Source organism: Flavobacterium sp. KS-LB2, assembly GCF_036895565.1.
GTDB lineage: Bacteria > Bacteroidota > Bacteroidia > Flavobacteriales > Flavobacteriaceae > Flavobacterium.
In genome coordinates this window covers 1,603,011-1,629,468 of sequence record NZ_CP145904.1, presented here as the reverse complement: position 1 = coordinate 1,629,468, position 26,458 = coordinate 1,603,011, and the positions used below count along the sequence as shown (strand labels likewise).

25 protein-coding genes and 1 tRNA gene are annotated in these 26,458 nt (G+C 32.2%); 14 read left to right on the top strand and 12 right to left on the bottom strand.

Annotation, left to right across the window (positions count from 1 at the left end; all coding sequences use genetic code 11):
- Positions 1–1,042 precede the first annotated feature (1,042 nt).
- Together V5J73_RS06885 and V5J73_RS06880 are read right to left on the bottom strand one after the other, a co-directional pair.
- Positions 1,043–1,288 carry a hypothetical protein gene (locus V5J73_RS06885; protein WP_338648495.1) on the bottom strand — a complete coding sequence of 82 codons (246 nt, stop codon included), beginning with the start codon at positions 1,286–1,288 and terminating at the stop codon, positions 1,043–1,045.
- 139 nt (positions 1,289–1,427) lie between these two features.
- Positions 1,428–1,835, bottom strand: a complete 408-nt coding sequence (locus V5J73_RS06880; RefSeq protein WP_338648493.1) for a helix-turn-helix domain-containing protein — start codon at positions 1,833–1,835, stop codon at positions 1,428–1,430.
- 173 nt (positions 1,836–2,008) lie between these two features.
- Between V5J73_RS06880 and V5J73_RS06875 the strand changes: the two genes are divergently transcribed.
- The 4 genes from V5J73_RS06875 to V5J73_RS06860 all read left to right on the top strand — a co-directional run bounded on the left by V5J73_RS06875 (position 2,009) and on the right by V5J73_RS06860 (position 5,883).
- Complete coding sequence (locus V5J73_RS06875) at positions 2,009–3,628, top strand: hypothetical protein (protein ID WP_338648492.1); 1,620 nt, start codon at positions 2,009–2,011, stop codon at positions 3,626–3,628.
- A 45-nt stretch (positions 3,629–3,673) separates the two neighbouring features.
- Positions 3,674–4,030, top strand: coding sequence for a hypothetical protein (locus tag V5J73_RS06870; protein WP_338648491.1), 357 nt, complete (start codon positions 3,674–3,676; stop codon positions 4,028–4,030).
- 130 nt (positions 4,031–4,160) lie between these two features.
- Entirely contained in the window at positions 4,161–4,439 is a 279-nt protein-coding gene (locus V5J73_RS06865; protein ID WP_338648490.1) for a hypothetical protein, read from the top strand.
- Positions 4,327–5,883 (top strand): recombinase family protein, encoded by a 1,557-nt coding sequence (locus V5J73_RS06860; protein WP_338648601.1) that lies wholly within the window; start codon positions 4,327–4,329, stop codon positions 5,881–5,883. The genes V5J73_RS06865 and V5J73_RS06860 overlap by 113 nt, the downstream gene beginning before the upstream one ends.
- Here V5J73_RS06860 and V5J73_RS06855 read toward each other — a convergent pair.
- A tRNA-Val gene (locus V5J73_RS06855) sits at positions 5,840–5,917 on the bottom strand. The genes V5J73_RS06860 and V5J73_RS06855 overlap by 44 nt on opposite strands.
- Positions 5,918–6,128: 211 nt before the next feature.
- Between V5J73_RS06855 and V5J73_RS06850 the strand changes: the two genes are divergently transcribed.
- Positions 6,129–7,916 carry an ABC transporter ATP-binding protein gene (locus V5J73_RS06850; protein ID WP_338648489.1) on the top strand — a complete coding sequence of 596 codons (1,788 nt, stop codon included), beginning with the start codon at positions 6,129–6,131 and terminating at the stop codon, positions 7,914–7,916.
- A 108-nt stretch (positions 7,917–8,024) separates the two neighbouring features.
- Here the strand turns inward: V5J73_RS06850 and V5J73_RS06845 are convergent, their stop codons facing one another.
- Positions 8,025–9,194 carry a proline dehydrogenase family protein gene (locus V5J73_RS06845; RefSeq protein ID WP_338648488.1) on the bottom strand — a complete coding sequence of 390 codons (1,170 nt, stop codon included), beginning with the start codon at positions 9,192–9,194 and terminating at the stop codon, positions 8,025–8,027.
- Between the two features lie 92 nt (positions 9,195–9,286).
- Here V5J73_RS06845 and aroB point away from each other — a divergent pair, with 92 nt between their 5' ends.
- The 6 genes from aroB to V5J73_RS06815 all read left to right on the top strand — a co-directional run bounded on the left by aroB (position 9,287) and on the right by V5J73_RS06815 (position 16,208).
- Positions 9,287–10,354 (top strand): 3-dehydroquinate synthase, encoded by a 1,068-nt coding sequence (gene aroB / locus V5J73_RS06840; RefSeq protein WP_338648486.1) that lies wholly within the window; start codon positions 9,287–9,289, stop codon positions 10,352–10,354.
- A 287-nt stretch (positions 10,355–10,641) separates the two neighbouring features.
- Positions 10,642–12,045: an arginine decarboxylase gene (locus tag V5J73_RS06835; protein ID WP_338648484.1), complete on the top strand. Its 1,404-nt coding sequence runs from the start codon at positions 10,642–10,644 to the stop codon at positions 12,043–12,045.
- A gap of 94 nt (positions 12,046–12,139) precedes the next feature.
- On the top strand, positions 12,140–13,111 hold the full coding sequence (locus tag V5J73_RS06830) for a deoxyhypusine synthase family protein (RefSeq protein ID WP_338648483.1): 972 nt from the start codon (positions 12,140–12,142) through the stop codon (positions 13,109–13,111).
- Between the two features lie 7 nt (positions 13,112–13,118).
- The gene (locus V5J73_RS06825) at positions 13,119–13,523 is read left to right on the top strand and encodes a DNA primase (RefSeq protein ID WP_338648481.1); all 405 of its coding nucleotides are present in this window, start codon (positions 13,119–13,121) and stop codon (positions 13,521–13,523) included.
- A gap of 87 nt (positions 13,524–13,610) precedes the next feature.
- Positions 13,611–15,722 (top strand): DNA helicase RecQ, encoded by a 2,112-nt coding sequence (gene recQ / locus V5J73_RS06820; protein ID WP_338648480.1) that lies wholly within the window; start codon positions 13,611–13,613, stop codon positions 15,720–15,722.
- 9 nt (positions 15,723–15,731) lie between these two features.
- Positions 15,732–16,208, top strand: a complete 477-nt coding sequence (locus V5J73_RS06815; protein WP_338648479.1) for a DNA-deoxyinosine glycosylase — start codon at positions 15,732–15,734, stop codon at positions 16,206–16,208.
- A gap of 1 nt (position 16,209) precedes the next feature.
- Here V5J73_RS06815 and V5J73_RS06810 read toward each other — a convergent pair whose 3' ends face one another.
- The 4 genes from V5J73_RS06810 to V5J73_RS06795 all read right to left on the bottom strand — a co-directional run bounded on the left by V5J73_RS06810 (position 16,210) and on the right by V5J73_RS06795 (position 21,129).
- A complete protein-coding gene (locus tag V5J73_RS06810; RefSeq protein WP_338648478.1) occupies positions 16,210–16,725 on the bottom strand; it encodes a DinB family protein in 516 nt (171 codons plus the stop codon).
- A gap of 10 nt (positions 16,726–16,735) precedes the next feature.
- Positions 16,736–19,321, bottom strand: coding sequence for a phosphoenolpyruvate carboxylase (locus tag V5J73_RS06805; RefSeq protein ID WP_338648477.1), 2,586 nt, complete (start codon positions 19,319–19,321; stop codon positions 16,736–16,738).
- A 97-nt stretch (positions 19,322–19,418) separates the two neighbouring features.
- Entirely contained in the window at positions 19,419–19,898 is a 480-nt protein-coding gene (locus V5J73_RS06800; RefSeq protein WP_072943262.1) for an Lrp/AsnC family transcriptional regulator, read from the bottom strand.
- Positions 19,899–19,974: 76 nt separating this feature from the next.
- Positions 19,975–21,129, bottom strand: coding sequence for a M14 family metallopeptidase (locus V5J73_RS06795; protein WP_338648476.1), 1,155 nt, complete (start codon positions 21,127–21,129; stop codon positions 19,975–19,977).
- Positions 21,130–21,440: 311 nt separating this feature from the next.
- Between V5J73_RS06795 and V5J73_RS06790 the strand changes: the two genes are divergently transcribed.
- Positions 21,441–21,917 (top strand): helix-turn-helix domain-containing protein, encoded by a 477-nt coding sequence (locus tag V5J73_RS06790; RefSeq protein ID WP_338648472.1) that lies wholly within the window; start codon positions 21,441–21,443, stop codon positions 21,915–21,917.
- Between the two features lie 63 nt (positions 21,918–21,980).
- On the opposite strand, the gene V5J73_RS06785 is transcribed toward V5J73_RS06790, so the two are convergent.
- The gene (locus V5J73_RS06785) at positions 21,981–22,535 is read right to left on the bottom strand and encodes a 1-acyl-sn-glycerol-3-phosphate acyltransferase (RefSeq protein ID WP_338648470.1); all 555 of its coding nucleotides are present in this window, start codon (positions 22,533–22,535) and stop codon (positions 21,981–21,983) included.
- Between the two features lie 61 nt (positions 22,536–22,596).
- Here V5J73_RS06785 and V5J73_RS06780 point away from each other — a divergent pair, with 61 nt between their 5' ends.
- Both V5J73_RS06780 and V5J73_RS06775 read left to right on the top strand, forming a co-directional pair.
- Complete coding sequence (locus V5J73_RS06780; RefSeq protein WP_338648468.1) at positions 22,597–23,262, top strand: spermidine synthase; 666 nt, start codon at positions 22,597–22,599, stop codon at positions 23,260–23,262.
- A 67-nt stretch (positions 23,263–23,329) separates the two neighbouring features.
- The gene (locus tag V5J73_RS06775) at positions 23,330–24,040 is read left to right on the top strand and encodes a potassium channel family protein (protein WP_338648466.1); all 711 of its coding nucleotides are present in this window, start codon (positions 23,330–23,332) and stop codon (positions 24,038–24,040) included.
- Here V5J73_RS06775 and kdsB read toward each other — a convergent pair whose 3' ends face one another.
- The 3 genes from kdsB to ygiD form a co-directional block, all read right to left on the bottom strand.
- Positions 24,041–24,766 (bottom strand): 3-deoxy-manno-octulosonate cytidylyltransferase, encoded by a 726-nt coding sequence (kdsB, locus tag V5J73_RS06770; protein ID WP_338648465.1) that lies wholly within the window; start codon positions 24,764–24,766, stop codon positions 24,041–24,043.
- Between the two features lie 71 nt (positions 24,767–24,837).
- A complete protein-coding gene (locus tag V5J73_RS06765) occupies positions 24,838–25,518 on the bottom strand; it encodes a GNAT family N-acetyltransferase (RefSeq protein ID WP_338648464.1) in 681 nt (226 codons plus the stop codon).
- A gap of 81 nt (positions 25,519–25,599) precedes the next feature.
- Positions 25,600–26,430: a 4,5-DOPA-extradiol-dioxygenase gene (gene ygiD, locus V5J73_RS06760; protein WP_338648463.1), complete on the bottom strand. Its 831-nt coding sequence runs from the start codon at positions 26,428–26,430 to the stop codon at positions 25,600–25,602.
- Positions 26,431–26,458 lie beyond the last annotated feature (28 nt).

Here is a 26,458-nt window from a genome sequence, read left to right as displayed (position 1 = left end):
TTTTGCTTTTATCACATCTAAAAAATAAATCCTTAGCAATTTTTTGGACAAAATTTACAATACTAGTTTACAAAATAATCTAAACATACTTTTTTCCTGACTTAATCATATGTTTCCTTTTTAACATGTACGCAACTTTAATTAAATATTTCTCAGTTTTGGATATGCAAGGAAAAATGATAGAATAAGTTAAGGTTGTAGTGGGAAGTAAAATGATATTGTAAATTCATCAAAATCTAAATGTAATTATTGCTTTCGTCACATTTTTTTGTATGCAGAATTTTTTTATTGAAAAAAATCTGCAATTGACCAATACGACAACTTTAGTTCTGTTTGAATTTTCTCTTTTCAATATCTTTTGTTTTCATGGTTTTCAGACTCTAAATTTTTCAGTTTCACTGCCCACGAGTTCCGAGTGAAAGGGCAGCAAGATATCGGTTGTGATACAACCGGACATCTTGCCGATTGCAGGAACGTTGCAATCTTTCAGCTTTTCAAAGGATACAGGCTAATTTAAAGCTACTGTTTGACATAAACAATCATGGGTAATTTTTACCTATTAAATGTCTTCGATAAATAGTAGGAAATGTTGTTTTATGATTCAGCCAGACTGCAAAAAATTTTTTCAAAAGAAAAAGAAAAAAAAGAAAGCAATACAAAATTGGATATGCATCAAACGGAGTGCTATAAGTCCCGAAGGGTGGCACTGCGAAGAATGAGCGGTGACATTATGGGCACGCAGTTGATGTATGTCCAATACCTTAGTTGTACTTTTTGTGATTTTTATCGGGAAATTTTTGAGGTCTTTGGGAGGTTGTAAAGCTCTAAGAATACTTATTTCAGAGGTCTTTGAAAGTGTACGCTCCCTTATTCCAATACGGAAGAAAATGTTCCTAAATAATTATTAGATCTTGAATAAGGGAGCGTACTTTTTCAAAAGAATATATTTTAATTAATGTGCAAAATTCTGACTGTTTTCATGAAGGTTTTTGCACATGATTTGAAAAAAATTACTGCAATCAAAAATCATTTATTTGTTTTCTTATAGCAACGAAATGGTGTCGGCAAGATTATGGTCTATAATATAGTTTAAAACAAAATGCTCCGCCTCTTTTTTATTCTCAGGGGAAGTGGAAAATGAGTTAAGATAATATTCTGTATTTTCATCAGCAATATGAATAATTTCAGTGTAACCTTTCGAAATTAAAGTGCCTTTTAATTTCAAAACTTTAAGCTCACTGCTATTATCAATTTCTTTTTTAACTCTTAGCTTAATAGTTTTATCCATCGGTTTATTTTTTGATTTTCATTTTACGCACAATAATAATATGGTGCTTTGATAAAACTTGATTTACTTTCTATTCTACAAACAAAAAAGAGACTTCTGAGGTCTCTTTTTGGAATTAATTATATCTTTTATAAAAGGCTTATTTAGCCTTCAATAATTTTTCCAAATACTCAACCTTATCTTTTTCTGCTTGGACTAAACGTTCGTATAATTCAATAATTTTTTCAACGGTATTAAAAGTTGGTTGATAGTTCATTGAACTAGCTATTAAAGTTGAATTATCGCTACTTGTATTATGATACGTATTTCCGATAATATTAAACACGGCTTCATCACTATAATTTTTAATTGCTTCAGCAGAAACTCCAAGAACTTCAGCAATTGCCTGTAGCTTTTCTTCGTCAATTGTTTCGCTTGCTTCTATATTAGAAACTGACTGCTGGCTTATACCAATTGCAATAGCCAATGCTTCTTGTTTCATTCCTCGAAGCTCTCTGATTCGACTGATATTTCTGCCTATATGTTTCGGTTTTGTTGCTGTGCTCATAGTACAAAGATATTTAAAATTCTTCAATTTTTTTCACATCGGTAAAATACAAGCTTGAATTAGTATGATACAATTTCGATTAGTTCGGTACGGTACAATCTATTGTTTACTTGCAATGTGTTTTAAACAAAAATACAATTTTTCGGATAAGTATTAATTAAAAAAGCAAAATTATGAAAACTTCAAAAAAACTTTCATTTCCAAAACTTGAAAACGAGTATTTAGAAAATATCCTGAGACAATTAGTTAATCAACATACTATCATTCAAATATTTTTTACCAGACAGACCTCTTTCGTGTTTTCATATCTTATTATCCACATCGAAAAAAATATAGATGCACAAGAGCTACAGCAGAACAAATGGGTAAAAAAAGTTAAAAAACGCTATCAGATCGATGTCTATTTCATTTACTCTGAAAGGCTGCATTATAGATTTTCTTTAGGACATCCGTTTATTGAATTTTACTGCCAGCCGTCAGCTATTATCTACCAAAATAAAGAGTTGGAAAATCCGCTTATCATTAGAAGAGATTGGAAGAAATACAAGAAGAGGTTTAATGTTTTTGAAGACCATTTTCATCACGATCACGATCTTCATCTGTCTCAAGTCCAAAACCTGATTTCAGAAGGTTCTTCAAACAGTGTTTTTACATCGTATTCAAGATTGATTGAATATGATCTTGAATATTTGGAAGAACTGTATTCGGGAAATAGATCTGCTTTGCTAACTTTAGATGAAAGAATCAATAATCTGATTGAATACATTCCTGATATTCAAAAATACTTCGTAAGAAACAGCCACAGCAAATATTATCTTATTGATCTGTTTGTTAAAGCAAAAGAAGCTTCCATCAATGATGATGAGGCAATATATAAAAATGAAATGTATGAAGCAGTTGGAATTGCTGAACAAAGCCTCTATCGTCTTATCAAAGAACGGTTTGACCAATTAAAGAAATTAATAAAAAAAGGATTATTTGAAAGACACGATTTTGTATGTCAAATTGAGGACAAACCTAAAGATATAATTCTCGGCATTGCAATAGAAACCATATTAAACTCTGTTGAAGTCGAACAGATCTACTTATATCATCAAGTTACTGACCATGAAAAAACGACTTATTATCTGATGCTTATAGCTATGGGTGCTAGCAATGAAAAATTAAAATTAATCACTCAATCTCTAAAAAGCAAAATAGGAGAAAAATATGATTTCGTTTTGTTAAGCCACAGCCGTTACTGGATACAAACTAGTCTGTATCAGCATCAAAGTTTCTTTTCCAGAATTATACAAGGCAAATACTTGACATATTCATCCAACGAATACCTTCCTGAATTTCATTGGGAGGTGCCTCACAATCCTTATCATGCTGATTTACATTTTTATTATAAGCCGACGAAGGACATTGCCTTGCAATTTTTCACAATAGTTAATGATACAAAAGAAAACTACCAAGGTTTAGATTCCCTTTTCACATTGTTTTTTATGTCCTTTTGTAGAACATATATTTTTATTAAGACTTACTACCTGTCTAATTATTTGTCAAATCAAACATTATGGCAATTATGCATCTATGCCGATCCCGATATAAGAAAATACAATTATTTAATAGAACAGTTCTGGACTGATTTCTTTCCTTATTTGGATAGACATATGATGCTTCATCATAAGTTGTCAAAGCTCAACAAAGATGAGGTTGATCAGATGAACGTTATTGTTGAGAAATTGATGTCTGAACTTCACAATTTGGTTATTGAAGGCAGATTACTATTGCCCTTTGAGCAAGACTGATACATTGTTATTCAATAAAATTAACCGATTTAAAAAATTAAGATCATGGAAAAAGATGAAATTGAAAAGCTAAAGGCTGTTAAAAGATTAACTTCCAATTGTCTCAACACTTTGAAGCCAGCTGAAGATAAAGGCGGGATTTATAACTTAAAAATAAGAGTGTATGATTATTATGAACTCGCTTCGATTATTAGAAATCTACTGAAATTATGTATTGTGGCTCTGGATCAAGATGGAGCTGAAGTTCCCGTTACGATAAAAAATCAGTCAATTGATGTAGGTTTAATACTGGGGATTGCTTTGCAACTATTCCCAAGTGATGAAATTGAGCTGCTAAATGAAATAAGAATATTGTTTCCTGCAGATTCTAGAAATGAAGATGAAAATATTATAGAAGAATAAAAATCCATAGTCATCATAGCTATATTTTACTTATGATCATTACAAATCAAGATCTTATCTTTATAACGATAAATGATTGTTGAACAAAAAAGACCATAACTGGTCTTTTTTTAATGAAGTGAGATGACAAATGGAAAGCAATGAAAGAAATGAAAGAGGGAGACTTACGGATGAACAAGCTTTAAAAATGTTCAAAGAAGAAAATTTAGACCTGACACTTGACCAAGCAAGGATAATCTTGGAATTTATGCGCAAACTAGCGAGTATAACAGTATTTAATTTTTTAAATCAACAAAATGAAACAAATAGCAGACCTTTATGTGAGAGTGAGTACGGACGAGCAAGCCGACAAAGGATATTCACAAAGAAATCAAGAAGAAGTACTAAAAAAATATTGCCAGATAAATAACATTGCAGTGCGGGATGTTATTTATGAAGATCATTCTGCCAAAACATTTCTAAGACCAAAGTGGAAATTATTATTGGTTAACTTAAAAAGATTTAAAAATAAAACGGATTTACTTTTATTTACCAAATGGGATCGATTCAGTAGAAATGCAGGAGACGCTTATCAAATGATTAGCACCTTAAGAAAACTTGGAGTTGAGCCACAAGCCATAGAACAGCCTTTAGATTTATCTGTTCCTGAAAACAAAATGATGCTTGCCTTTTATTTGGCTGTTCCAGAGGTAGAAAATGATAGAAGGGCGTTAAATGTTTTTCATGGTATGCGTAGAGCAAAGAAAGAAGGAAGATATGTCAGTCAAGCTCCAATAGGATATGCAAACAGATCAAAAGAAGACGGCAGTAAATATATTGCAATTAAAGAGCCTGAGGCATCTATAATGCGTTGGGCATTTAATGAAATTGCAAAAGGTATTTTCAGTACTGAGGATATCCATCGACTAGCAAGGAAAAAAGGCATAAAAACAGGAAAGCACAGCTTTTGGCTTGCAGTGAGAAATCCTTTGTACTGCGGAAAAATAAAAGTTTCTCAGTATAAGGATGAAGAGAGCTATTTAGCCAATGGACAGCATGAAGCAATTATCAGCGAGGAATTGTTTTATAAAGTTCAAGATGTAGTGGACGGAAGAAAGAAAGTAATTCGTGCAAAAGTTGAAACTATCTTAGAACTTCCTTTAAGAGGGTTTTTAATATGTCCAGTTTGTGGAAAAGTGTTGTCTGGAAGTAAATCAAAAGGGCGTAATAAATATTACGCCTATTACCATTGTTATAAAGGTTGTACCTATCGCTCAAATGCTGATGATGTAAATCAAATGTTTATAAAGGAACTTTTAAAATATGCTCCAAAACGACAATATAAAAAAGTTTATAGTATCATAATTCTAGAAGCTTATAAAGAACAAACAAAGGAAAGGCAAAATGAAAAGACTCAGCTATTAAAGCAAATAAAGGATTATGAAGGTAGATTAAGTAAGGCTCGAGATTTACTAATGACAAATCAAATTGACTCAGGAGACTACAGAGATATAAAATCTGATTATGGAGAGACATTAGCAAGGCTTCAAGCAAGATATTCAGGAATAGATACTGATCAAGATGATATTGAAAAATTACTTAATCAGGGAATTGAAAATTTGCTTAGGATTCATTCTATCTACGATAATTCTGAATTTGTGGCATGTAGAGATTTGATTGGTTCAATATATCCCGAGAATTTGATATATGATGGAATTGGATTTCGAACCACAAGAATCAATGAAGCAGTTCAGCTAATGTACTTGATTAATGAGCAGTTAGACTCAAATAAAAAAGAGACAAATCAGAATATTTCTGACTTGTCTCTTATGGTGGGCGATGAGGGGTTCGAACCCCCGACCCCCTCGGTGTAAACGAGGTGCTCTGAACCAGCTGAGCTAATCGCCCTATTTTATTAGGCCGCTACCACTTTGTGATTGCGAGTGCAAATATACAGCTAGAAATGGTATTTGCAAGCATATTTATAAAAAAATTGAATAAAAAATTGACCTCTATTTCTTCTTCGCTCAATCATAGCACTTTATGTAGCATATGAAACACTAGTATTTTTTTGTATTGATTCGTTATAGTATTACATTTGTGAAATAAACAAAAGATAATGGCCAGGTTCAAAGAAAACGATTTACCAAAATCAAAAATTACTGCAACTTCACTTCAAAAAGCAACTGTAATATTTCAATACGCAGGAAACCACCGTTGGAAATTTTATATCGGTTTAATCTTTCTATTATTTACCGGAGCAACAGCTTTAGCTTTTCCTAAGCTAATGGGAATGCTTATTGATTGTGTGAAAAACAAAGATAATAATCAAGCTAACATGATTGCTGGAGGGTTAATTATAATTTTATTTCTTCAATCTATATTTTCGTTTTTTAGATTGTATTTATTTGTAAATTTTACTGAAAATACCTTAGCTAATCTTAGATTATCGCTTTACACTAATTTGGTAAAATTACCAATGTCCTTCTTCTCGCAAAAACGTGTTGGTGAATTAAATAGCCGAATCAGTTCTGATATAACTCAGATTCAAGATACATTAACATCTACTATTGCTGAATTTTTAAGACAATTTATTCTAATTATTGGAGGCGTTTTATTGCTAGCAAATGAAAGTATTAAATTGACGTTGTTGATGTTATCCGTAGTTCCGCTTGTTGCTGTTGCGGCTGTTATTTTTGGGCGATTTATTCGAAAATATTCAAAAAATGTTCAAGATAAAGTTGCCGAAAGTCAAGTAATTGTTGAAGAAACGATGCAAGGAATTTCTATCGTTAAGGCTTTCGCCAATGAGTGGTACGAAATTGCCCGCTATAATGGAAAAATAAAGGAAGTGGTTAAAATAGCCATTAAAGGTGGCAAATATCGAGGTTATTTTGCTTCATTCATTATTTTCTGTCTTTTCGGAGCCATTGTTGCCGTAGTTTGGTATGGAGTTCGATTGAGTATTAGCGGAGAAATGAGCGTAGGACAATTGATTTCGTTTGTATTGTATTCTACATTTGTAGGTGCATCTTTTGGAGGAATTGCGGAACTTTATGCCCAAATCCAAAAAGCGATTGGTGCAACGGAACGTGTTTTTGAATTATTAGACGAAAGTCCTGAAAAAATTAATTCAGTTCAAAATGCTACTGAAACCCCAAAAATAAAAGGAAATGTCACTTTCAAAAATGTAGCATTTAGTTATCATTCTAGAAAAGAAATCAAAGTATTGAAAGACGTAAGTTTTACAGCTAATTTTGGTCAAAAAATAGCCATTGTTGGTCCAAGTGGAACTGGTAAATCGACTATTGCTTCACTCCTACTGCGTTTTTATAACATTGATGAAGGAGAAATATTGGTTGACGGAAAAAACATCTATGATTTTGATTTGGAAAACCTTCGTGGAAATATGAGTATTGTGCCGCAAGATGTAATATTATTTGGAGGAACCATCAGAGAGAATATTGCTTACGGAAAACCAAATGCTACCGAAGAAGAAATCCTTACTGCAGCAAAACAAGCCAATGCGTATAATTTTATCGAAAGTTTCCCGGAGAAATTTGAAACTATCGTGGGAGAAAGAGGTATTAAACTTTCAGGAGGTCAGCGTCAACGTATTGCCATTGCAAGAGCGCTACTAAAAAATCCAAGTATTTTGATTCTCGATGAAGCCACTTCATCATTAGACAGTGAAAGTGAAAAACTAGTTCAAGAAGCCTTAGAAATTTTAATGGAAGGAAGAACGAGTATTATTATCGCACATCGCCTTTCGACGATTCGAAATGCAGATCAAATTTTAGTTTTGGATAAAGGAAAAATTACGGAGCAAGGAACGCATCAAGAATTAATAGCTTTAGAAAATGGTATCTATAAAAATTTAAGTAATTTACAATTCAGCAATTCTTAAATTTTATTGTGCATTTTGACATAAAAAAAACTCCATTCAGCTACTTGAATGGAGTTTTTCTTATGGACTTAAATGTCACTGACTACTACAAACTGAACACTAAAAACTTTATTTTCCTTTTCTTCTGTTGCGTTCTGTTTTGATTAATGTCAATTCACGACTAGTTTGCCCAGCTACAGAAGTATTTTCTTCAGCACGACGAATCAAGTACGGCATCACATCTTTTACAGGGCCAAATGGCAAATATTTTGCTACATTATACCCATGAGCAGCAAGATTATAACTGATATTATCGCTCATTCCGTACAATTGACCAAACCAAATCCTATCGTCGTTCGTTTTAATTCCCTTTTCTTGCATCAATTCCATTAGCCTATAGGTGCTTAACTCATTGTGGGTTCCTGCAAAAATAGACATCATCTCTAAATGATCAGTCATATAATGAACTGCCGCATCGTAATTTTCATCTGTAGCTTCTTTTGATGCACAAATTGGTGATGGATATCCTTTTTCTTCAGCACGTGCGATTTCTTTTTCCATGTAAGCACCACGAACTAATTTCATTCCAATGAAGAAACCGTCTTTTTTGGCTTGTTCGTGTAATTTTTTCAAATAATCCAAACGATCCCAACGGTACATTTGCAACGTATTGAAAACAATGGCTTTCTCTTTATTGTATTTGCGCATCATTTCGGTAACTAAATCATCCGCGGCGTCTTGCATCCAGCTTTCTTCACCATCAATCAAAAGGGCAACATTTTTAGAATGAGCATCTTTACATACCAAATCAAAACGGGCCACTACTCTATTCCATTCTGCTTGTTCTTCGGCAGTTAACGTTTGTTTTTCTCCTAATTTCTCATACAATTCAAAACGACCAAAACCGGTTGGTTTAAAAACTGCAAAAGGAATTGCTTGACGCTCTCTAGCAAATTCAATGGTTTTTAAAGTCATTTCTAGTGCAGCATCAAACTGTTCTTCTTCTTCTTTTCCTTCTACAGAATAATCTAAAACAGATGAAACTCCTTTGGTATACATCTTATCAACCACAGAAAGACAGTCCACCTCATTTACACCACCACAAAAATGGTCAAAAACCGTAGCACGTATCAAACCTTCCACCGGAAGATTCGCTTTTAGGGCAAAATTAGTAACCGCAGTTCCTATTCGAACTAGAGGTTGATTATCAATCATTTTGAAAAGGAAATAAGCTCTATCAAGTTCCGTATCACTTTTTAATGAAAAGGCAACTTGCGTATTATTGAATATTTTTTCCATTATTTGTTAAATTTTTGTACAAATATAGACAGAGTTTTGAATATTATTTAGCAAAAATTGCCTTATTTTGCGGTTCCAATTAATCCATACAGATGCAATCCATTCAAGCCAACAGTTATCCAATTCATTTCAACGAAAAAGGATATGAAGCCTTAAATCTTCATTTGACAGAAAATAAGTACTCCAAACTTTTTATTATTGTAGACAGTAATACAAATGAATTTTGTATACCAAAATTTCTCCCTTTTTTAGAAACAGATCTTAATATTGAAATTATTGAATTTGATGCTGGTGAAGAAAATAAAAATATTGAGACTTGCGTCCAAATCTGGAATGTACTCACGGAACTTGGTGCTGACAGAAAAAGTCTTGTAATTAATCTGGGTGGCGGTGTTGTTACTGATTTAGGCGGGTTTGTAGCTTCCACATTCAAGCGTGGAGTTGATTTTATTCACATTCCTACTACGCTACTGTCGATGGTTGATGCTTCAGTAGGTGGCAAAAATGGTGTTGATTTAGGAAATTTAAAAAACCAAATTGGTGTTATTAATGTTCCAATAATGGTGCTTATCGATACCCAATATCTTGAAACGGTACCTCAAAATGAAATGCGTTCCGGTCTTGCCGAAATGTTGAAACACGGTTTAATATATGATAAGGAATATTGGGAACAATTCTTGGATTTAAAATCTATAGATTTTGCTGATTTTGATGCGTTAATTTACCGTTCTGTTGAAATAAAAAATGAAATTGTAATTCAAGATCCTACCGAAAAAAATATCCGAAAAGCATTGAATTTTGGTCATACTTTAGGTCATGCTATTGAAAGTTATTTTCTAGAAAATGAAAACAAAACTACTTTGCTGCACGGAGAAGCAATTGCTGTTGGGATGATATTAGAAAGTTACATTTCATTACATAAAAATCTAATCACTCCAAACGAGTATTCTGAGATAAAATCCTGCATCAAGTCTATATATGACGACATCATTTTTGACGAAAATGACATTGAACCAATCATGGAATTACTAATTCATGACAAAAAAAATGAGTATGGCAACATTCAGTTTGCATTAATTGAAAGTATAGGAAAAATAAAAATCAATCAATCGGTTGAAAATGAATTAATTATTAAGTCTTTTCAGGATTATAAATCTTAATTATTTTTTATAAAAAGCATTGCATTGCGTATATAATATTTTTTACATTTGCACCGATGAAAAAAAGTCAAAACAAAAGAAATTATAGTTCTAATAAAACCCGAAACAATATGTCTTTTCTAAGAATATTGAAGCGGTTTTATTCTATCAAAGGAAACTTTAGTTTTGATGTTTTCCAATACATGAAAGCAGACCACGAGAAGCTTCAGATCGTATATGCAAATATTCGGGTTTGAATTATAGGTTACTTTATTTTACAATATTCTAATCTATAATTATTACATCTAATGAATACAAAATATTCTGATTTAATCAATCAAACCTATTACTTTCCTCAAGAAGAATTTACTTTAAACAAAGATAATCTTCAGTTTCACAATATCGATTTGATGAAATTAGTAGAGAAATATGGTACTCCGTTAAAATTTACTTATTTGCCTCAAATTTCCAATAACATCAACAAAGCCAAAAGCTGGTTTCGTAAATCAATGGAAAAAAACAAGTATGAGGCAAAATATTACTATTGCTATTGTACAAAAAGTTCTCATTTTGAATACATCATGAACGAGGCTTTTAAGAATAACATCCATATTGAGACATCATCTGCTTTTGACATTAATATCGTTGAAAATTTATTAGCAAACGGTAAAATAAATAAAAGCACGTATGTAATTTGTAATGGTTTCAAAAGAGACCAATATATAGAGAACATAGCCCGACTTATTAATACGGGTCATAAAAATACAATTCCAATTATTGATAATTATGAAGAACTTGATTTACTTCAAGGTCAGATAAAAAATAAATTCAAAATAGGAATTAGAATTGCTGCAGAAGAAGAGCCTAAATTTGAGTTTTACACCTCCAGATTGGGAATTGGATACAAAAATATTGTTCCGTTTTACAAAAAAGAAATTAAAGAAAATAAGAAATTGGAACTGAAAATGTTGCACTTTTTTATCAATACTGGTATCAATGACAATGCATACTACTGGAATGAATTAGTAAAATGTATTAAAGTGTATGTGGCATTAAAAAAAGAATGCCCTACTCTTGACGGATTAAATATTGGCGGTGGTTTTCCAATAAAAAACTCATTGGCATTCGAATACGATTATCAATACATGATTGATGAAATCATCAATCAGATCAAAATAGCTTGTGATGAAGCCGAAGTTGATGTTCCTAATATCTTTACTGAATTTGGCTCATTTACAGTAGGTGAAAGTGGCGGTGCTATTTACCAGATTTTATATCAAAAACAACAAAATGACAGGGAAAAATGGAACATGATTGATTCTTCATTCATTACTACTTTACCTGATACTTGGGCAATTAACAAGCGTTTTATCATGCTGGCTGTTAATCGTTGGAACGATACATACGAGCGGGTTTTATTAGGTGGAATGACCTGTGATAGCGATGATTATTACAATTCTGAGCAAAACATGAATGCTATCTATTTGCCAAAATACAACAAAGAAAAACCATTGTATATTGGATTCTTTAATACCGGAGCCTATCAAGAAACCATTGGAGGTTACGGTGGTTTGCACCACTGCTTAATCCCGCAACCCAAACACATCTTAATTGATCGTGATGAAAACGGAATATTAGCAACTGAAGTTTTCTCGGAACAGCAAACTTCGGATGATGTCTTGAAAATATTAGGTTACGATAAGAAAAAATAAATTCACAATAATTCAATTAGTCAATTTAAAAATTCGTTAAATTTGAAATACCATTTTTAACACAGTGATTTTTAAGTATTTAAATTTAAAAAAAATGAGTAAAGGACCAATCAGTCAGTTTATTGAAAAGCATTATTTGCATTTCAATTCTGCATCTTTAGTTGACGCAGCTAAGGCTTACGAACAACAATTAGCCAATGGTGCAAAAATGATGGTGAGCATGGCTGGAGCTATGAGTACAGCAGAGATTGGAAAGATTTTTTCCGAGATAATCCGTCAAGACAAAGTTCAAATTATTTCTTGTACTGGTGCAAATCTTGAAGAGGATATCATGAATTTAGTAGCTCATTCTCATTATGAAAGAGTACCTAATTACCGTGATTTGACTCCGCAAGACGAATGGGATTTATTAGAAAGAGGGTTAAATCGTGTTACAGACACATGTATACCTGAGCATGAGGCATTTCGTCGTTTGCAAAAGCATATTTACAAAATTTGGAAGGATGCTGATGACAAAGGAGAAAGATATTTTCCCCATGAGTTTATGTACAAAATGTTACTTTCAGGTGTTCTTGAAGAATATTATGAAATTGATTTAAAAGACAGTTGGATGTATGCAGCTGCTGAGAAAAATTTACCTATTATTGTACCGGGATGGGAAGATAGTACCATGGGAAATATATTTGCATCGTATGTAATTAAAGGAGATTTAAAAGCTTCTACAATGAAATCCGGTATCGAATACATGGTTTTCTTATCAGATTGGTATCCAAAAAACAGCTCAAACGGTATTGGTTTCTTCCAAATTGGTGGAGGTATTGCTGGAGATTTTCCAATATGCGTAGTGCCAATGTTGTACCAAGATATGGAAATGCATGACATTCCTTTCTGGAGTTATTTCTGTCAGATTTCAGATTCAACAACCAGTTATGGTTCGTATTCTGGAGCGGTACCAAATGAAAAAATTACTTGGGGTAAATTAGATATTAAAACTCCTAAGTTTATTATTGAATCAGATGCTACCATTGTAGCACCTTTAATTTTTGCTTATTTATTAGATTTATAGAATATTTATGAAAAGAGTAATTGTCGACTACGCAAAACTTACCAATGAAATTTTAAACCTATTGGTGGATAAATTTCCAGATGGTTATGATGATTCAAACATTATTAGTTTTAGAAACGCTAAAAATGAATTGGTTGAAGCCGTTGAAGTACGAACTGAAGACACCATTTATTTAGTAAAAGTAAGCACTAAACTTGCTGATAGAATTGAAAATTATGATGAAGATGATGAAATCCTTATCGATGAAGTAGTTGAACCTATTAAAGGACTAGATTTAGACGATGATATTGATGATGACGACGAAGATGACGCTATCGACAAACCCGATTCTGATTCAGGTGATGATGAAGATGACGAAGAGGCTGATGAAAAAGATTTTTCAGACGAGGATGAAGACGAAGATGAGGATTAAATAATCCCGTTTAAATATATTTATAAAAAGGAACTCACATACGAGTTCCTTTTTTTTATAACTTTAGACTTCTAAATATACGCCAAAATGACTCAAGAAATTTTATACGCCAAACTAAAGGAGAACTTTGGTTTTGAAAAATTCAGACCCAATCAGGAAGAAATAATAAACTGTATCCTTTCCGGGCAAGATACATTAGCAATCATGCCAACTGGTGGAGGAAAATCAGTTTGTTTTCAATTACCGGCACTTATATTTCCGGGCATTACAATTGTTATTTCTCCATTAATTGCTTTGATGAAAGACCAAGTTGATGGTCTAAAAGCAAATGGAATTGAAGCCTGTTATATCAACAGCAGTCAAACTGAAGACGAACGTCAGTTTTATATCGAAAGCTTAAAATCAAACGTAATTAAGTTGGTTTACATCGCTCCAGAAAGCTTGTCTTTTCTGGACAATATTTTTAATAGTTTAACTATAAGTCTTATTGCTATTGATGAGGCACATTGCATTTCATCTTGGGGACATGACTTCCGACCCGCCTATACAAATCTTGGCTACCTAAAAAACCGCTTCCCTTCTACTCCAATCTTAGCTTTAACTGCAACTGCTGATAAAGCTACGCGTAAGGATATTAGCCAACAATTAAATCTAAAAAATCCTAAACTATTTATAGCTTCCTTTGATCGAAAAAATTTGAGTCTAGAAGTGCGTCCCGCTTTAGACAGGGTCAAGCAAATTATAGATTTCATCCAAGAAAAACCAAATGAATCTGGAATTGTATATTGCCTAAGCAGAAAAACAACTGAAGAACTGGCCCAGAAATTGCAAAAAATAGGCATTAGCGCCAAAGCGTACCACGCTGGTTTAGACACAAAAATTAGGTCTAAAACACAAGATGAATTCATCAACGATGATTGCAAAGTGGTTTGTGCAACCATAGCATTTGGGATGGGAATTGATAAATCGAATGTGCGTTGGGTGATTCATTATAATTTACCCAAAAACATTGAAGGGTATTATCAAGAAATTGGTCGTGCCGGCAGAGATGGACTACCATCAGAAACCGTATTGTTCGAAAGTTATGGCGATGTCATTCAATTGCAAAAATTTGCCTCGGAAGGTTTAAATGCCGAAGTACAACTAGCCAAACTAGAGCGAATGAAACAATATGCCGATGCTTTGAGTTGTCGCAGGAAGATATTGCTTTCCTATTTTGGCGAACTCGTTACCGAGAATTGTGGAAATTGTGATATCTGTAAAAATCCACCGCTATTTTTCGATGGAACAATTATTACTCAAAAGGCATTATCGGCAATTATTAGGTTGCAGGAAACCGAACCGTTACCAGTAATCATTGACTTTTTGCGCGGTTCAAAAAATGCATACATTTATGAAAAAGAATACCAAAACCTAAAAACGTATGGTGTTGGTGCTGATCTTTCATGGTTTGACTGGAATCAATATTTAATACAATTGATAAATCTTGGGTACTGTGAGATTGCTTTTCATAAACAAAATAAAATTCGACTTACTTCTTTAGCTAAAAAAGTATTGTTTAAAGGCGAAAAAGTACAACTGACGACGGTTCAGAAAATCAATATCGAGAAGCCAGAAATTAAAGAGACGAAAAGTAAATCTACAGTAAATTCACTTTTTGAAACCTTACGAAAATTACGTTACGAAATCTCCAAAGAAGAATCGGTTCCAGCTTATGTAATTTTCAGTGATGCGGCTTTACGCCAAATGGAAACCGAAAGACCGATGAGCAATCAGGAATTACTGGCAATTGACGGCGTTGGAAAAGCAAAACTAGAAAAATATGGCGATGCATTTATCAATGCGATTATTGATTTTCAAAAATCTAAAGTTGTCAGAAAAAAGAAGGAAGCTACTACTTATAAAGAAACCTTAGCATTATATACAAATGGATTATCTGTCCAAGAAATTTCAAAAAAAAGAAAATTAGGATTAAGTACAATTATGTCCCATTTAGCTAAATTGTACGTTGACGGAGCGGACATAGATTTAGAATCGTTTATCTCAAAAGAAGAAGTTTCGCAAATTGCAGAAGCGCAAATAAAACTGGAATCACCAAATGCCTTAAAACCCTATTTTGATTATTTTGAAGAAAAAATAGATTACGAAAAAATCCGATTGGCATTGGCAATATTAGAAAAAGAAAATGCAGTACTTTAAAAACTTAATATGATTAATTCCTTTCCACCTTTTGTAAATTCTCAAACCAAAATTTTAATTTTAGGTACAATGCCAGGAATTGCTTCATTGGAAAAGCAGGAATATTATGCACACAAAAGAAATCATTTCTGGAAAATAATGTATACGTTACTAGATAATTTACCAATATCTGAAATCTTCGAAGAAAAAATACAATTACTCCAAACAAATAAAATTGGACTTTGGGATGTTTTAGAAAATTGCGAAAGAAAAGGAAGTTTGGACATTCATATCAAAAATCAAAAGGAAAATGATTTTGAAAGCTTGTTTAGAGAATTTCCAGAAATTACTACCATCATTTTTAACGGAAAAGAAAGCCATAAATACTTTCTGAAGAAATTTGGACAAATAAAAGGCATCACGTATTATGTGATGCCTTCCACTAGTCCTGCCAATACAATGTCTTTTGAAAACAAGCTTAAAATCTGGTCAGCCGGTTTTCAATAAACTATAAATATCTTTCTTGGAAAACGGTTTGGTGGTGTTTTTGATGTCCAATCATAATAAAACCAATTGCACGAACCGATACAGCTGCATTCGAAGCATTTCCTATTCTCTTTAATTGCTCTTCAGAAAAACTTTTAAAAAGAAACAAATTCGAATGTCTAACGGCAGAATATTCAGTTAGTAAATCCTGAATACTTCTATTATTAGCCTGCGTATTCTCTACATAATCATTTTCATCAAAACCTGGTAAAGGCGTTTGGTCATTTCGGGAAATACGCAAGGCGCGATACGCAAAAATACGCTCGGTATCTATGACATGCTGAATAATCTCTTTAATATTCCACTTCCCTTCGGCATATCTATAATCAAATTTATCCATTGGGATATTTTGTACAAAACGGATAAAATCGTGAAGAGAAATTTCTAATTCTTCAATTAAATCTACTTCTCCCAAAGCATTCACATAAGGAGCATAAAAAGAAGCATATTCATTTATGGGCAATTGTGTTGATTTCATTTTTTTTCGTTTAAGCAGAGTTTCTACTAGCATTTGTATTTCCAAAAAGTGATCGAGTTACTATTTTTTCATACACTTTTATTAAAGCTCCATCTGGTTTAGCCTCTTTGTTTAATTCATTTATTCGCAACAAAGCATATTGTTGTATTGTCAACAATGGCAATACAATACGCTCTCTTATTTGTATTGATGCTTTACCATCAGGATAATTTTCCATCAGTTCCTTATGACCCGCAATTTTTAAAAGCAATCGTTTTGTTTCTAAAAATTCATCGTAAATAATTTGCCAGAATTCTCCAAACTGTGGATCTTTCCTCATGTAAGCCGTTAATGGGAAAAATGATTTGGCCAATGACATCATACTATTTTCCAATAAAGTTTTAAAAAACATAGAATTATCATATAAATCCTGAACTTTATCCCATTGATTCGTATCTTCAAAATGCTTCAAAGCACTACCTACTCCAAAAAATCCAGGAACATTTTGCTTCAACTGACTCCAAGAACCTACAAAAGGAATTGCACGCAAATCAGCAAAATCTAAATGCTCCGACTTACTTCTTTTAGATGGCCTACTTCCAATATTTGTCTTAGCATAATATTTCAACGTACTCATTTGTTCCAAATATGGAATAAATTTTGGATGATTCTTAAAACTCAAATACTTTTCATAACCTAAACCAGCTAACTGATCTAAGATGTCTTTTTCATCAGTACTTAATTCATTTTGCCCTTTACTAAAAACTTGATTAGTTACACCGGCACTCAATAAATTCTCCAGATTATAACGACAAGAGTCTAGTGTTCCAAAATTAGAGCTAATTGTTTGCCCTTGAACCGTAACCTGAATTTCATTGTTTTCAATATTTGGACCTAATGAAGCATAGAACTTATGTGTTTTCCCACCACCACGAGCTGGCGGACCACCGCGACCATCAAAGAAAATCGCTTTTATGCCATATTTTCTAGAAATTGCAGTAAGCTCTTCTTTTGCTTTATAAATACTCCAATTCGCCATTAAATACCCACCATCTTTTGTTCCGTCAGAAAAGCCAAGCATAATTGTTTGCTTATTATTTCTGTTAGCCAAATGCGTCGCATAAGCAGGATTTGTATATAATTTCTCCATGATTTCATGCGCATTCTGCAAATCATCAACAGATTCGAAAAGCGGAATGATATCAACCGATGGATTTTCCCAATTACTCAAGCGGAATAATGCAAAAGTTTCCATTACATTAAGCGCACTTTCATTATTACTAATTATATAGCGGTTTGCACCAAATTCCCCATTATTCTCCTGAATTGTTTTTATAGCTTGAATTGACTCAATAGTAGATCTTGTCATTTCATTTTCGAAAACAACTGGATCAAGATTGCCTTTAACTTTAGACAATACTGAAAATTTCTCCTGCTCAGAAAGCTCATAATAATTTTTAGGAAAAACTAAGGTATTGGAATTAGAAAACAATCCAACAACATCTTTAAACACACTATCGTGTATTTTACTATTTTGACGAATATCTAAAGACGCGAAATGAAAACCAAACAGATTCACTTTAATTAGAAGAGCATCTAATTCATCCAAATACAAAGACTGGTGCTGGTCAATAACAATCTGCTTAATTTTACTTAATTGCGACTTAAACTCGTTTAAAGTGATGAAAATTTCACCTTTAGAATAAAAAACTGACCTATATAGTTTTTGTTCTAGTTCAGTAACTAAAGTATCTACACCTGAGAAAGTTAGTTTTCTTTTTAAATTTCTCATTTCTACATAATAACACTTTAAAATCGAGGTTCTCAAACGTTCCGCTACTTTTAAAGTAATTTCAGTTGTAACAAATGGATTTCCATCACGATCACCACCAGGCCAAAATCCTAGTTTAATTAATGGATTTTGTATGGAATTCCCATTAAAAATATTTTTTTGAAGATAATGCACCATTTCTCCAGAAGTTTGATAAAAGACATTTTCAAGATACCAGATTAAACTTACCGCTTCGTCAAAAGGATTTGGTTTTTCGTTTTGAATAAAAGGTGTCTTCCCTAATTGAGCTAACAACTGTTTAATATCCAACAAGTTATTTTTTCGAATAGCTTCGGTTAAATCATTAATAATTCCTAGAACAGCTCCTGGATAAAATTGCGTAGGATGAGCAGTTAAAACCGTTCTTACATTAAAATCTTCTAGGAAATCTATCAATTCACCTTCCTTGTCTTTTGCATCTGATTTTTCTTTAATATCTCTCAATGAACCCCTTCCTTCCATGTTGTTAACAACTGGAAAAGCAGCGTCTTCAATAGCATCAAATAATACAATTTGACGTTCGATATATTGGATAAAACGAAACATTAAATCAATTTTCTCTGTTTCAGAAGCGCTTTGCAAATATCGTTTGGCAAAAAAATCAACTATCTCCTTAGGTGTTTCTTGTTTTTTAAAACCAATTTCACAAACATCTGTAAACAAAGGAAGTAAAACTCCAGTGCTATCAATAGAATCAAAAGGCAATGTTATAAAAACACTATTATAAATGTGGTATTTAGAAAGAACGTCCTGATTGAAACGTTCAATTTTTGGTAGTGTATACATAATAAGTAGTAGTTGGTTTAGTTAGTTAATTTGTCATAAAAAAACCCCAAGAATTAACTTGAGGTTATATTTACAATATAAGCACATTCAAGATTAATTACATATTTTTAAAAATAGTATGCATCAAGCGCTTCTTATCATTTATGCTTTCCTCAAGTGAGATCATAGTTTCAGTTCTGTAAACACCATCAATATCATCAATCATAAAGATAACATCCTTAGCATGTTTGGTATCTTTTGCTCTAATTTTACAAAAGATATTAAATTTACCAGTAGTAACAGAAGCTACTGTTACAAATGGAATTTCGTTAATCCGCTCTAAAACAAATTTTGTCTGAGAGGTATTGTTTAGAAAAACACCAACATACGCAATAAAAGAATATCCTAATTTATCATAATCAAGAACCAATGAAGACCCCATGATAATTCCGGCATCTTCCATTTTTTTCACTCTAACATGAACAGTTCCTGCAGAAATCAATAATTTTTTTGCAATATCCGTAAATGGAACTCTTGTATTATCTATCAACATATCTAAAATCTGGTGATCTACTTCATCTAAACGAAATTTACTCATAATTCTTAAATTAATATTATTAATTGCTATAACAAAGTATAAAAATATACATAAAAACAACAAAAAGACATAAATATTATATTTTTATCATTCCGTTAACAAATTTTATGTTATTATCTAAAGAAAAATCAGTTTTTTGATTTAATTTAGGAATATTACCAAAATCATCTGTATATAAAGCTCCTTTAGCGTCATATTCAAAATGACCAAAATAATTTTCTAAATTTCCTATTTGCGAAACATAGGCATTAAAACAAATCCGATTTTCAATTAACTCTTCTTTGTATTGTGATGCAAAATTGGTGATTATTTCAATACCATCATAATTTATTTTGATGTTTTTATACATAAAATCATAAAAAACGACTTTATTTTGAGGAATATTCAAATATTTATTAATTCCATTGCTAACTATAACGTTTTCGCTAAGTGCCCTAAAACTCGAAATTAGCGCCATAAAAACATACTTACGTGTTTCTTCTCTTTCATAATCATTCGCAAAATGTCCAGCTTCAAACAATAAAGTAGGCACGCCTAAATATTGAAAAGTATCCCCTATACAGTTTATATTAAACGAATCGTCAAAACGCCCAATTTGATTTGGTAAATACTCCTGAAGTTCCTCATTGATACTTGCAATCAAATTAATAGCCTTCAATCTAGACACATTTATTTCTCGCTCTTCATTGTAAGAAGGCGCCAGAAATGACAGAGTAGCTGGTTTTCCAGTATCACTGACACCAAAAATAGTACGCTGATCATGTAGATTAAAACAGTAATCAGGCTTGAAAACCTCGAAAGTTGCTCTTAAAATTCTACTTTCAGGCTGGGTTAGCGCTTGTGAATCGCGATTTAAATCCACTTTATTCGCATTTTCTCTCGTATACAATGTAGCGCCATCAGGATTCAACATTGGAATACTGCAAAAAGTAAATGTGCTAAGTAATTTTTGAGCCAATTCTGAACCACTATGCAATACATTTAAAAAATCAAACAACGCTTTTGTAGTTGTACTTTCATTTCCATGCATTTGTGACCATAGAAAAATTTTGGTTTTACCTTCTCCAATTTGATACGAATAAATAGATTTTCCAAGAACTGATTTTCCAATAATTTGTAGTTGATTATTAGTGTTTAATTTTTGTAATAATGGCTCAATTGAATCCAAAGTAATGTAACGACCGCGAATGGATTCCTCTTTATACTGACTGAATAATTGTTCTAAATTCATGCTGTTTTATTTGATTTACAAAAGTAAACATCTTTATAATTACATTTGTAAACAGAAGATTTTTAAAATATTTCAATGATGTAAACAGTATTTTACATTTTATCCTTGTAAAAAGACTTCTTATATTTGACAATTGTTACATATTGAATTTATATATTTTAAATTACTATTTATCAGTTATTTAAAGTTCATTATATAATTTTAATATTTAAGTTCTTTAGCGACAATACTACTATTTACACTTGTAATTTTGCTATTTCAATACATTTTAATTACATTTGTAAATAGTTAATTTTTAATATTAATTTACAATGGTAAACATAGAAGATTTTATAAAAAGGTTAGAAATTTTACTCGATTATTACAGTCTGAATGCTTCTTCCTTTGCAGATAAAATTGGCGTACAGCGTTCCAGTTTGTCTCACCTACTTTCAGGTAGAAACAAACCAAGTTTGGATTTTATTCTTAAAATATTGGATGTTTTTCCAGATGTAGATTTGTATTGGATATTGAACGGAAAAGGAACTTTCCCAAAAAATTCGGAACAGTTAGATAATATAAAAAATAGCGATGAGCAAGTTACAATACAAAATAATCCCACTCTACCTAACCCAGAAATCATTCCTGAAAATTTATTTTCGGAAATAAAAATCCCTAATCCGATTCCTGCATTGGAACCAAAAAAAATAGAAAATCAAAACTGCACTACAAAATCATATTCCAGTGAAATTGATAAAATCGTGATTTTTTATAAAAACGGAACTTTTAAAAGTTATGTTCCGGATTAAAAAAAATAATCCCATTGCGAAATCTCGAAATGGGATTCTCCTGTTTATTTTTTAGATCACTATTTATTCGAATGAATATCCTTTTTCCGGGATTTTACCTTTTACCCCTTTATAATGTTTCTTCAAAATTGCCATATCACTTTCGATATCTCCAGTTGGTAAAACTGGATTTCCTAAGTTCACTTCTTTTCTTCCAAAATCAAACGTTACAGGAATTATAGGCACATTAGCTTTTAAAGCGATATAATAAAATCCTGTTTTTAATTCGGTAACTTTTTCGCGAGTTCCTTCTGGGGCAACAGCCAAACGAAAAATTTCTTTCCTTTGAAAAATAGCCGCAATCGAATCGACTTTATTCAAACCGCCAGAGCGATCCAATGGCTCTCCGCCCATATACCTAAAATAAAATCCGAAAGGAAAACGAAACAATTCCTTTTTACCAACCCAATTCATTTCCAGTCCAGTTATTCCTCTAGTAAAAATACCTAAATAAAAATCATGTGCACTAGTATGCGGCATAACCATCATCACACATTTCTTTATATCCGCATCAATACCTCCAACTATTTTCCAACCCATGATCTTGAAAAATATCCATTTGTATAATTGTTTCTTCATTCTTTACTATTTAATGTAAAATAAATAATTTAAATCTTATTTTTGGGTAAAACAGCCAATAATGATCAAAAAAATATTCAGCTATCTATTTCCCGTAAAAATTTATGAAACAAAATCTTCATTGAGCAAATCGATTGAAGTGACTTGGACTAATGGCGAATTAGTTTTAGATTCTGAAAATGCCAATTATTCGTATGGTAGTTTGCAACGCATTTTGAAATTAGGATTAAAAAACATTGGCTATGAAAAAATAGTTCCCATGAAACATATTCTTGTTCTAGGAGTTGCGGGCGGAAGCGTTATCAAAACATTAGTGGACGAAATAAAATACAAAGGGAAAATTACTGGAGTTGAAATTGATCCCGAAATAATTAAAATAGCCAATACCTATTTTAAATTGGATGGAGTGAAAAATCTTGAAATTATAATTGATGATGCTTTCGAATTTGTTTTGAAAACTAAAACCAAATACGATTTAATTATTGTCGATATTTTTCAAGATACAATAATGCCGAATTTTCTATTTGAAACTTTTTTCATCAATAGAATTTGTTTCCTGCTCAACAGCAATGGATTCATTTTATTTAATACGATGATTTTAAATGATGATCAAAATCAAAGAAATAAAAAATATGTGGCTGAGTTTTTTAATCCTCAATTTAAAATAAAGGCAATCCCGAGACTTGAAATTCATAACGAGTTGATTGTTATTGAAAAATTGAATTAAATAGACAACCGCAGATTTACTTTCTAAAAAAATATTGTAGCACAGCATTATTTAATACAATCATTCAATGAAAAAAATTATAAAGAAATTGTTACTTGGAAAAACATCAAAAGGTGTGCAGCCAAAATTTAATCCCATTCAAAAAAGGATACAAAACATTCAATCGATTTGGAATAACGATCATCAGGAGGATAATGGAATTGAAAAAATAGTTCGCTTATTACTTGCCTCTTCCCAATTACTTTTCCCGGGAATTTATATTAAATATTGGGCTAGTAAAAAAGGAGTCGAATATCAAGATTTAGCTTTAGATTTTTATGTTTTGCTAAAAGTGATTTTTCCAATAGTCATTTTAATAAACGATTGGCAAAGTCATCAATGGCTTATTTGGATTCTTATTTATGTTTTTTTAGAAACCGTTTTTTACATTCCAACATTGATTTTTGCTTCTGATTTGTTTTCAAAACCACGTTCATACAAAAGATCCATGTTGTTACTTTTTTTTAATTATTTGGAAATCGCATTTGCTTATGCCGTATTTTATTCTTGTGACAGTTACTTGAACAAACCCTTTTCCCATTGGTTTGACGCCGTTTATTTCAGTATTGTAACTTCCTCTTCCATCGGTTATGGTGATTATTATCCATTAACAACCATTGGGAAATTTCTTGTAACTACACAAGCGTTATTGTTTCTATTTTTTATCGTGCTTTTTTTGAATTTCTTTTCTACCAAAGTAAAAACGAAAGGCTATTTTGATCATGAAAATGTAGAATGATTACAACATCAGTCTCGCTTTTTCTAAATCTTCCAGCGTATCAATTCCAATGCCAACATGAGTAGTTTCGATCATTTTGATTCGTTTTCCAAATTCCAGATAACGCAATTGTTCCAATTTTTCGGATGCTTCCAAAGATTGCATTGGTAAACTATAAAAATCCAATAATGCTTGTTTTCTAAAAGCATAAATCCCGATGTGTTGCATGTAGCGAACACCCACATTTTTCTCTCTTGGATATGGAATTACCGAACGTGAAAAGTATAATGCGAATCCATTTTGATCCACGACCACTTTTACATTGTTGGGATTATTGATGTCGTCTTCATTAGTAATTTCTCGCATCAACGAAGCTAAATCCACTTTTTTATCTAAATCATTTTTAAAAACTTCAATCACTTTTGCCAATGGTTCCGCATCAATAAATGGTTCATCACCTTGCACATTGATTACAATGTCAACGTCCAAATTTTCAACTGCTTCTGCAATTCGATCACTTCCTGATTCATGTTCCTTGATGCTTCGAATGGCTTTTCCTCCATGAGAAACGATTTCGTCATAAATTAAATCCGAATCCGTTACCACAAAAACATCATCAAATAAATTAGTGTTTATGGCGGCTTCATAAGTTCTTAAAATGACCGTTTTACCTCCTAAATCCTGCATTAATTTTGCGGGAAATCGTGTCGAAGCGTAACGTGCGGGAATGACTGCTATTATTTTCATTTTATATAGAATTGCTAAAACGCTAAGTTAATATGTTTTTAGGATTTACAAAATTGTTCTCAATCCTTAATTCACTTCGTGATATTCCAAAAACTAATTTTACGTCTGATCGAAAAACCCAATTTCTCGTACAATTGTATTGCTCCATAATTATCTTCAATTACATGTAAATAAGGCATTTTATTTTGCTTGAAAATTTCATTTACGGTATGTATAACTAATTGTTTGGCATATCCTTTTCCAGTATGATTGGGATGTGTGACTACAGCGCTGACTTCAATAAAGTCATTCATTTGCATGCGTTCACCAGTCACGGCAAGAAGTTCATCATCTTTGAAAATACCATAATAATTGCCTAATAAAGCGGTTTTTCTTTTAAAATAACCCGGTTGTACCAAGTTCACCAACTCATATAAAGCATCAATGTGTTCGTCAGTAAGTTTAATGATTGGATCATTAATTGCAATATCGATTGGATTGTAAACAATCATTTGAAGACAAACCAATTCTTTATTTAACTTTAATTCTTTTGAAAGTAACGGTTTTTCACCAACAACAAAAAAACTATCAACCATTACGGAATATTCATCGATAGACTTTGAAATAGCGTCGCCTTTTTCAAAACCACCAAACGGACAATAATCCGGATGATAGAATTTTATACTGCTATAATCTACCGCAAAACTTTGATGCGTTTCTGATAACGAAAACCAAACGGGGTTGTCTAATTTTTTATCGTCTTGTGTTTTCACAATGAGTAGTTTTGTTTTATTTTGTTGAGTTGTTTCTATTAAAAAAAGTGCTTTTTTTAAAGATATACTTCATTTCCTAATCTATATAATCTTCACCGAAGTCATGCTCAACGAACCGCCTAATAATTTATCGTTAAACAAACTCAGTTCTTCGTGTTTTCCTTTTAGTCCCAAAGTGTAAATCAAAGGCAAATAATGTTCTGGAGTAGGAATGGCTAATTGAAAAGCCCTGCTTTGTTTTTCGAAATCAATCAACGGTTGGAAATTTCCATCTGCTAAATACTCATTTATAGTTGCTCTGGCTTCAATCGCCCAATCATATCCATAATCATCTTTATCAAAATCTTGAAAATCAACCATTCTTAAATTATGGATAATATTCCCGCTTCCTACAATCAATATTCCTTTGTGGCGTAAATCACTTAATTTTCTAGCCAAATCAAAATGATACTGAGCCGGTTTTGTATAATCAATACTCAACTGAATTACAGGAACATTCGCTTCCGGATATAAATGTTTAATAACACTCCAAGCACCGTGATCCAAACCCCAATGTTCGTCCAGCTCTACCTCTACCGGAGTCAACAATTGTTTGGTTTCTATCGCTAATTCCGGACTTCCTTTTGCTGGATATTCCACATCGAACAACGCTTGTGGAAAACCTCCAAAGTCGTGAATCGTTCTTGGCATTTCCATGGCGGTAACCTTTGTCCCCTTGGTAAACCAATGCGCTGAAATACATAAAATAGCATTTGGTTGCGGCAACGTTTTAGCCAGATTTCGAAAACCAGTCACAAATTGATTTTCTTCAATCGCATTCATCGGGCTGCCGTGTCCCAAAAACAAAACCGGCATTTTTTCGGTATTCGAAAAAGAACCTGATATTTTATGTAAGTCGTTTAAAGTATTCATAACCAAATTATTTTAAAATTATTGAACC

Bases quoted from the DNA above. Each gene is read 5' to 3' on its own strand.
- V5J73_RS06795 (WP_338648476.1), bottom strand. From the start codon at position 21,129: ATGAATTTAGAACAATTATTCAGTCAGTATAAAGAGGAATCCATTCGC.
- V5J73_RS06810 (WP_338648478.1), bottom strand. From the start codon at position 16,725: ATGAAATCAACACAATTGCCCATAAATGAATATGCTTCTTTTTATGCT.
- V5J73_RS06885 (WP_338648495.1), bottom strand. From the start codon at position 1,288: ATGGATAAAACTATTAAGCTAAGAGTTAAAAAAGAAATTGATAATAGC.
- kdsB (WP_338648465.1), bottom strand. From the start codon at position 24,766: ATGAAAATAATAGCAGTCATTCCCGCACGTTACGCTTCGACACGATTT.
- V5J73_RS06865 (WP_338648490.1), top strand. From the start codon at position 4,161: ATGGAAAGCAATGAAAGAAATGAAAGAGGGAGACTTACGGATGAACAA.
- V5J73_RS06870 (WP_338648491.1), top strand. From the start codon at position 3,674: ATGGAAAAAGATGAAATTGAAAAGCTAAAGGCTGTTAAAAGATTAACT.
- aroB (WP_338648486.1), top strand. From the start codon at position 9,287: ATGCAATCCATTCAAGCCAACAGTTATCCAATTCATTTCAACGAAAAA.
- V5J73_RS06860 (WP_338648601.1), top strand. From the start codon at position 4,327: ATGAAACAAATAGCAGACCTTTATGTGAGAGTGAGTACGGACGAGCAA.
- recQ (WP_338648480.1), top strand. From the start codon at position 13,611: ATGACTCAAGAAATTTTATACGCCAAACTAAAGGAGAACTTTGGTTTT.
- V5J73_RS06835 (WP_338648484.1), top strand. From the start codon at position 10,642: ATGAATACAAAATATTCTGATTTAATCAATCAAACCTATTACTTTCCT.
- V5J73_RS06875 (WP_338648492.1), top strand. From the start codon at position 2,009: ATGAAAACTTCAAAAAAACTTTCATTTCCAAAACTTGAAAACGAGTAT.
- V5J73_RS06800 (WP_072943262.1), bottom strand. From the start codon at position 19,898: ATGAGTAAATTTCGTTTAGATGAAGTAGATCACCAGATTTTAGATATG.
- V5J73_RS06775 (WP_338648466.1), top strand. From the start codon at position 23,330: ATGAAAAAAATTATAAAGAAATTGTTACTTGGAAAAACATCAAAAGGT.
- V5J73_RS06805 (WP_338648477.1), bottom strand. From the start codon at position 19,321: ATGTATACACTACCAAAAATTGAACGTTTCAATCAGGACGTTCTTTCT.
- V5J73_RS06830 (WP_338648483.1), top strand. From the start codon at position 12,140: ATGAGTAAAGGACCAATCAGTCAGTTTATTGAAAAGCATTATTTGCAT.
- ygiD (WP_338648463.1), bottom strand. From the start codon at position 26,430: ATGAATACTTTAAACGACTTACATAAAATATCAGGTTCTTTTTCGAAT.
- V5J73_RS06880 (WP_338648493.1), bottom strand. From the start codon at position 1,835: ATGAGCACAGCAACAAAACCGAAACATATAGGCAGAAATATCAGTCGA.
- V5J73_RS06825 (WP_338648481.1), top strand. From the start codon at position 13,119: ATGAAAAGAGTAATTGTCGACTACGCAAAACTTACCAATGAAATTTTA.
- V5J73_RS06780 (WP_338648468.1), top strand. From the start codon at position 22,597: ATGATCAAAAAAATATTCAGCTATCTATTTCCCGTAAAAATTTATGAA.
- V5J73_RS06850 (WP_338648489.1), top strand. From the start codon at position 6,129: ATGGCCAGGTTCAAAGAAAACGATTTACCAAAATCAAAAATTACTGCA.
- V5J73_RS06790 (WP_338648472.1), top strand. From the start codon at position 21,441: ATGGTAAACATAGAAGATTTTATAAAAAGGTTAGAAATTTTACTCGAT.
- V5J73_RS06785 (WP_338648470.1), bottom strand. From the start codon at position 22,535: ATGAAGAAACAATTATACAAATGGATATTTTTCAAGATCATGGGTTGG.
- V5J73_RS06815 (WP_338648479.1), top strand. From the start codon at position 15,732: ATGATTAATTCCTTTCCACCTTTTGTAAATTCTCAAACCAAAATTTTA.
- V5J73_RS06845 (WP_338648488.1), bottom strand. From the start codon at position 9,194: ATGGAAAAAATATTCAATAATACGCAAGTTGCCTTTTCATTAAAAAGT.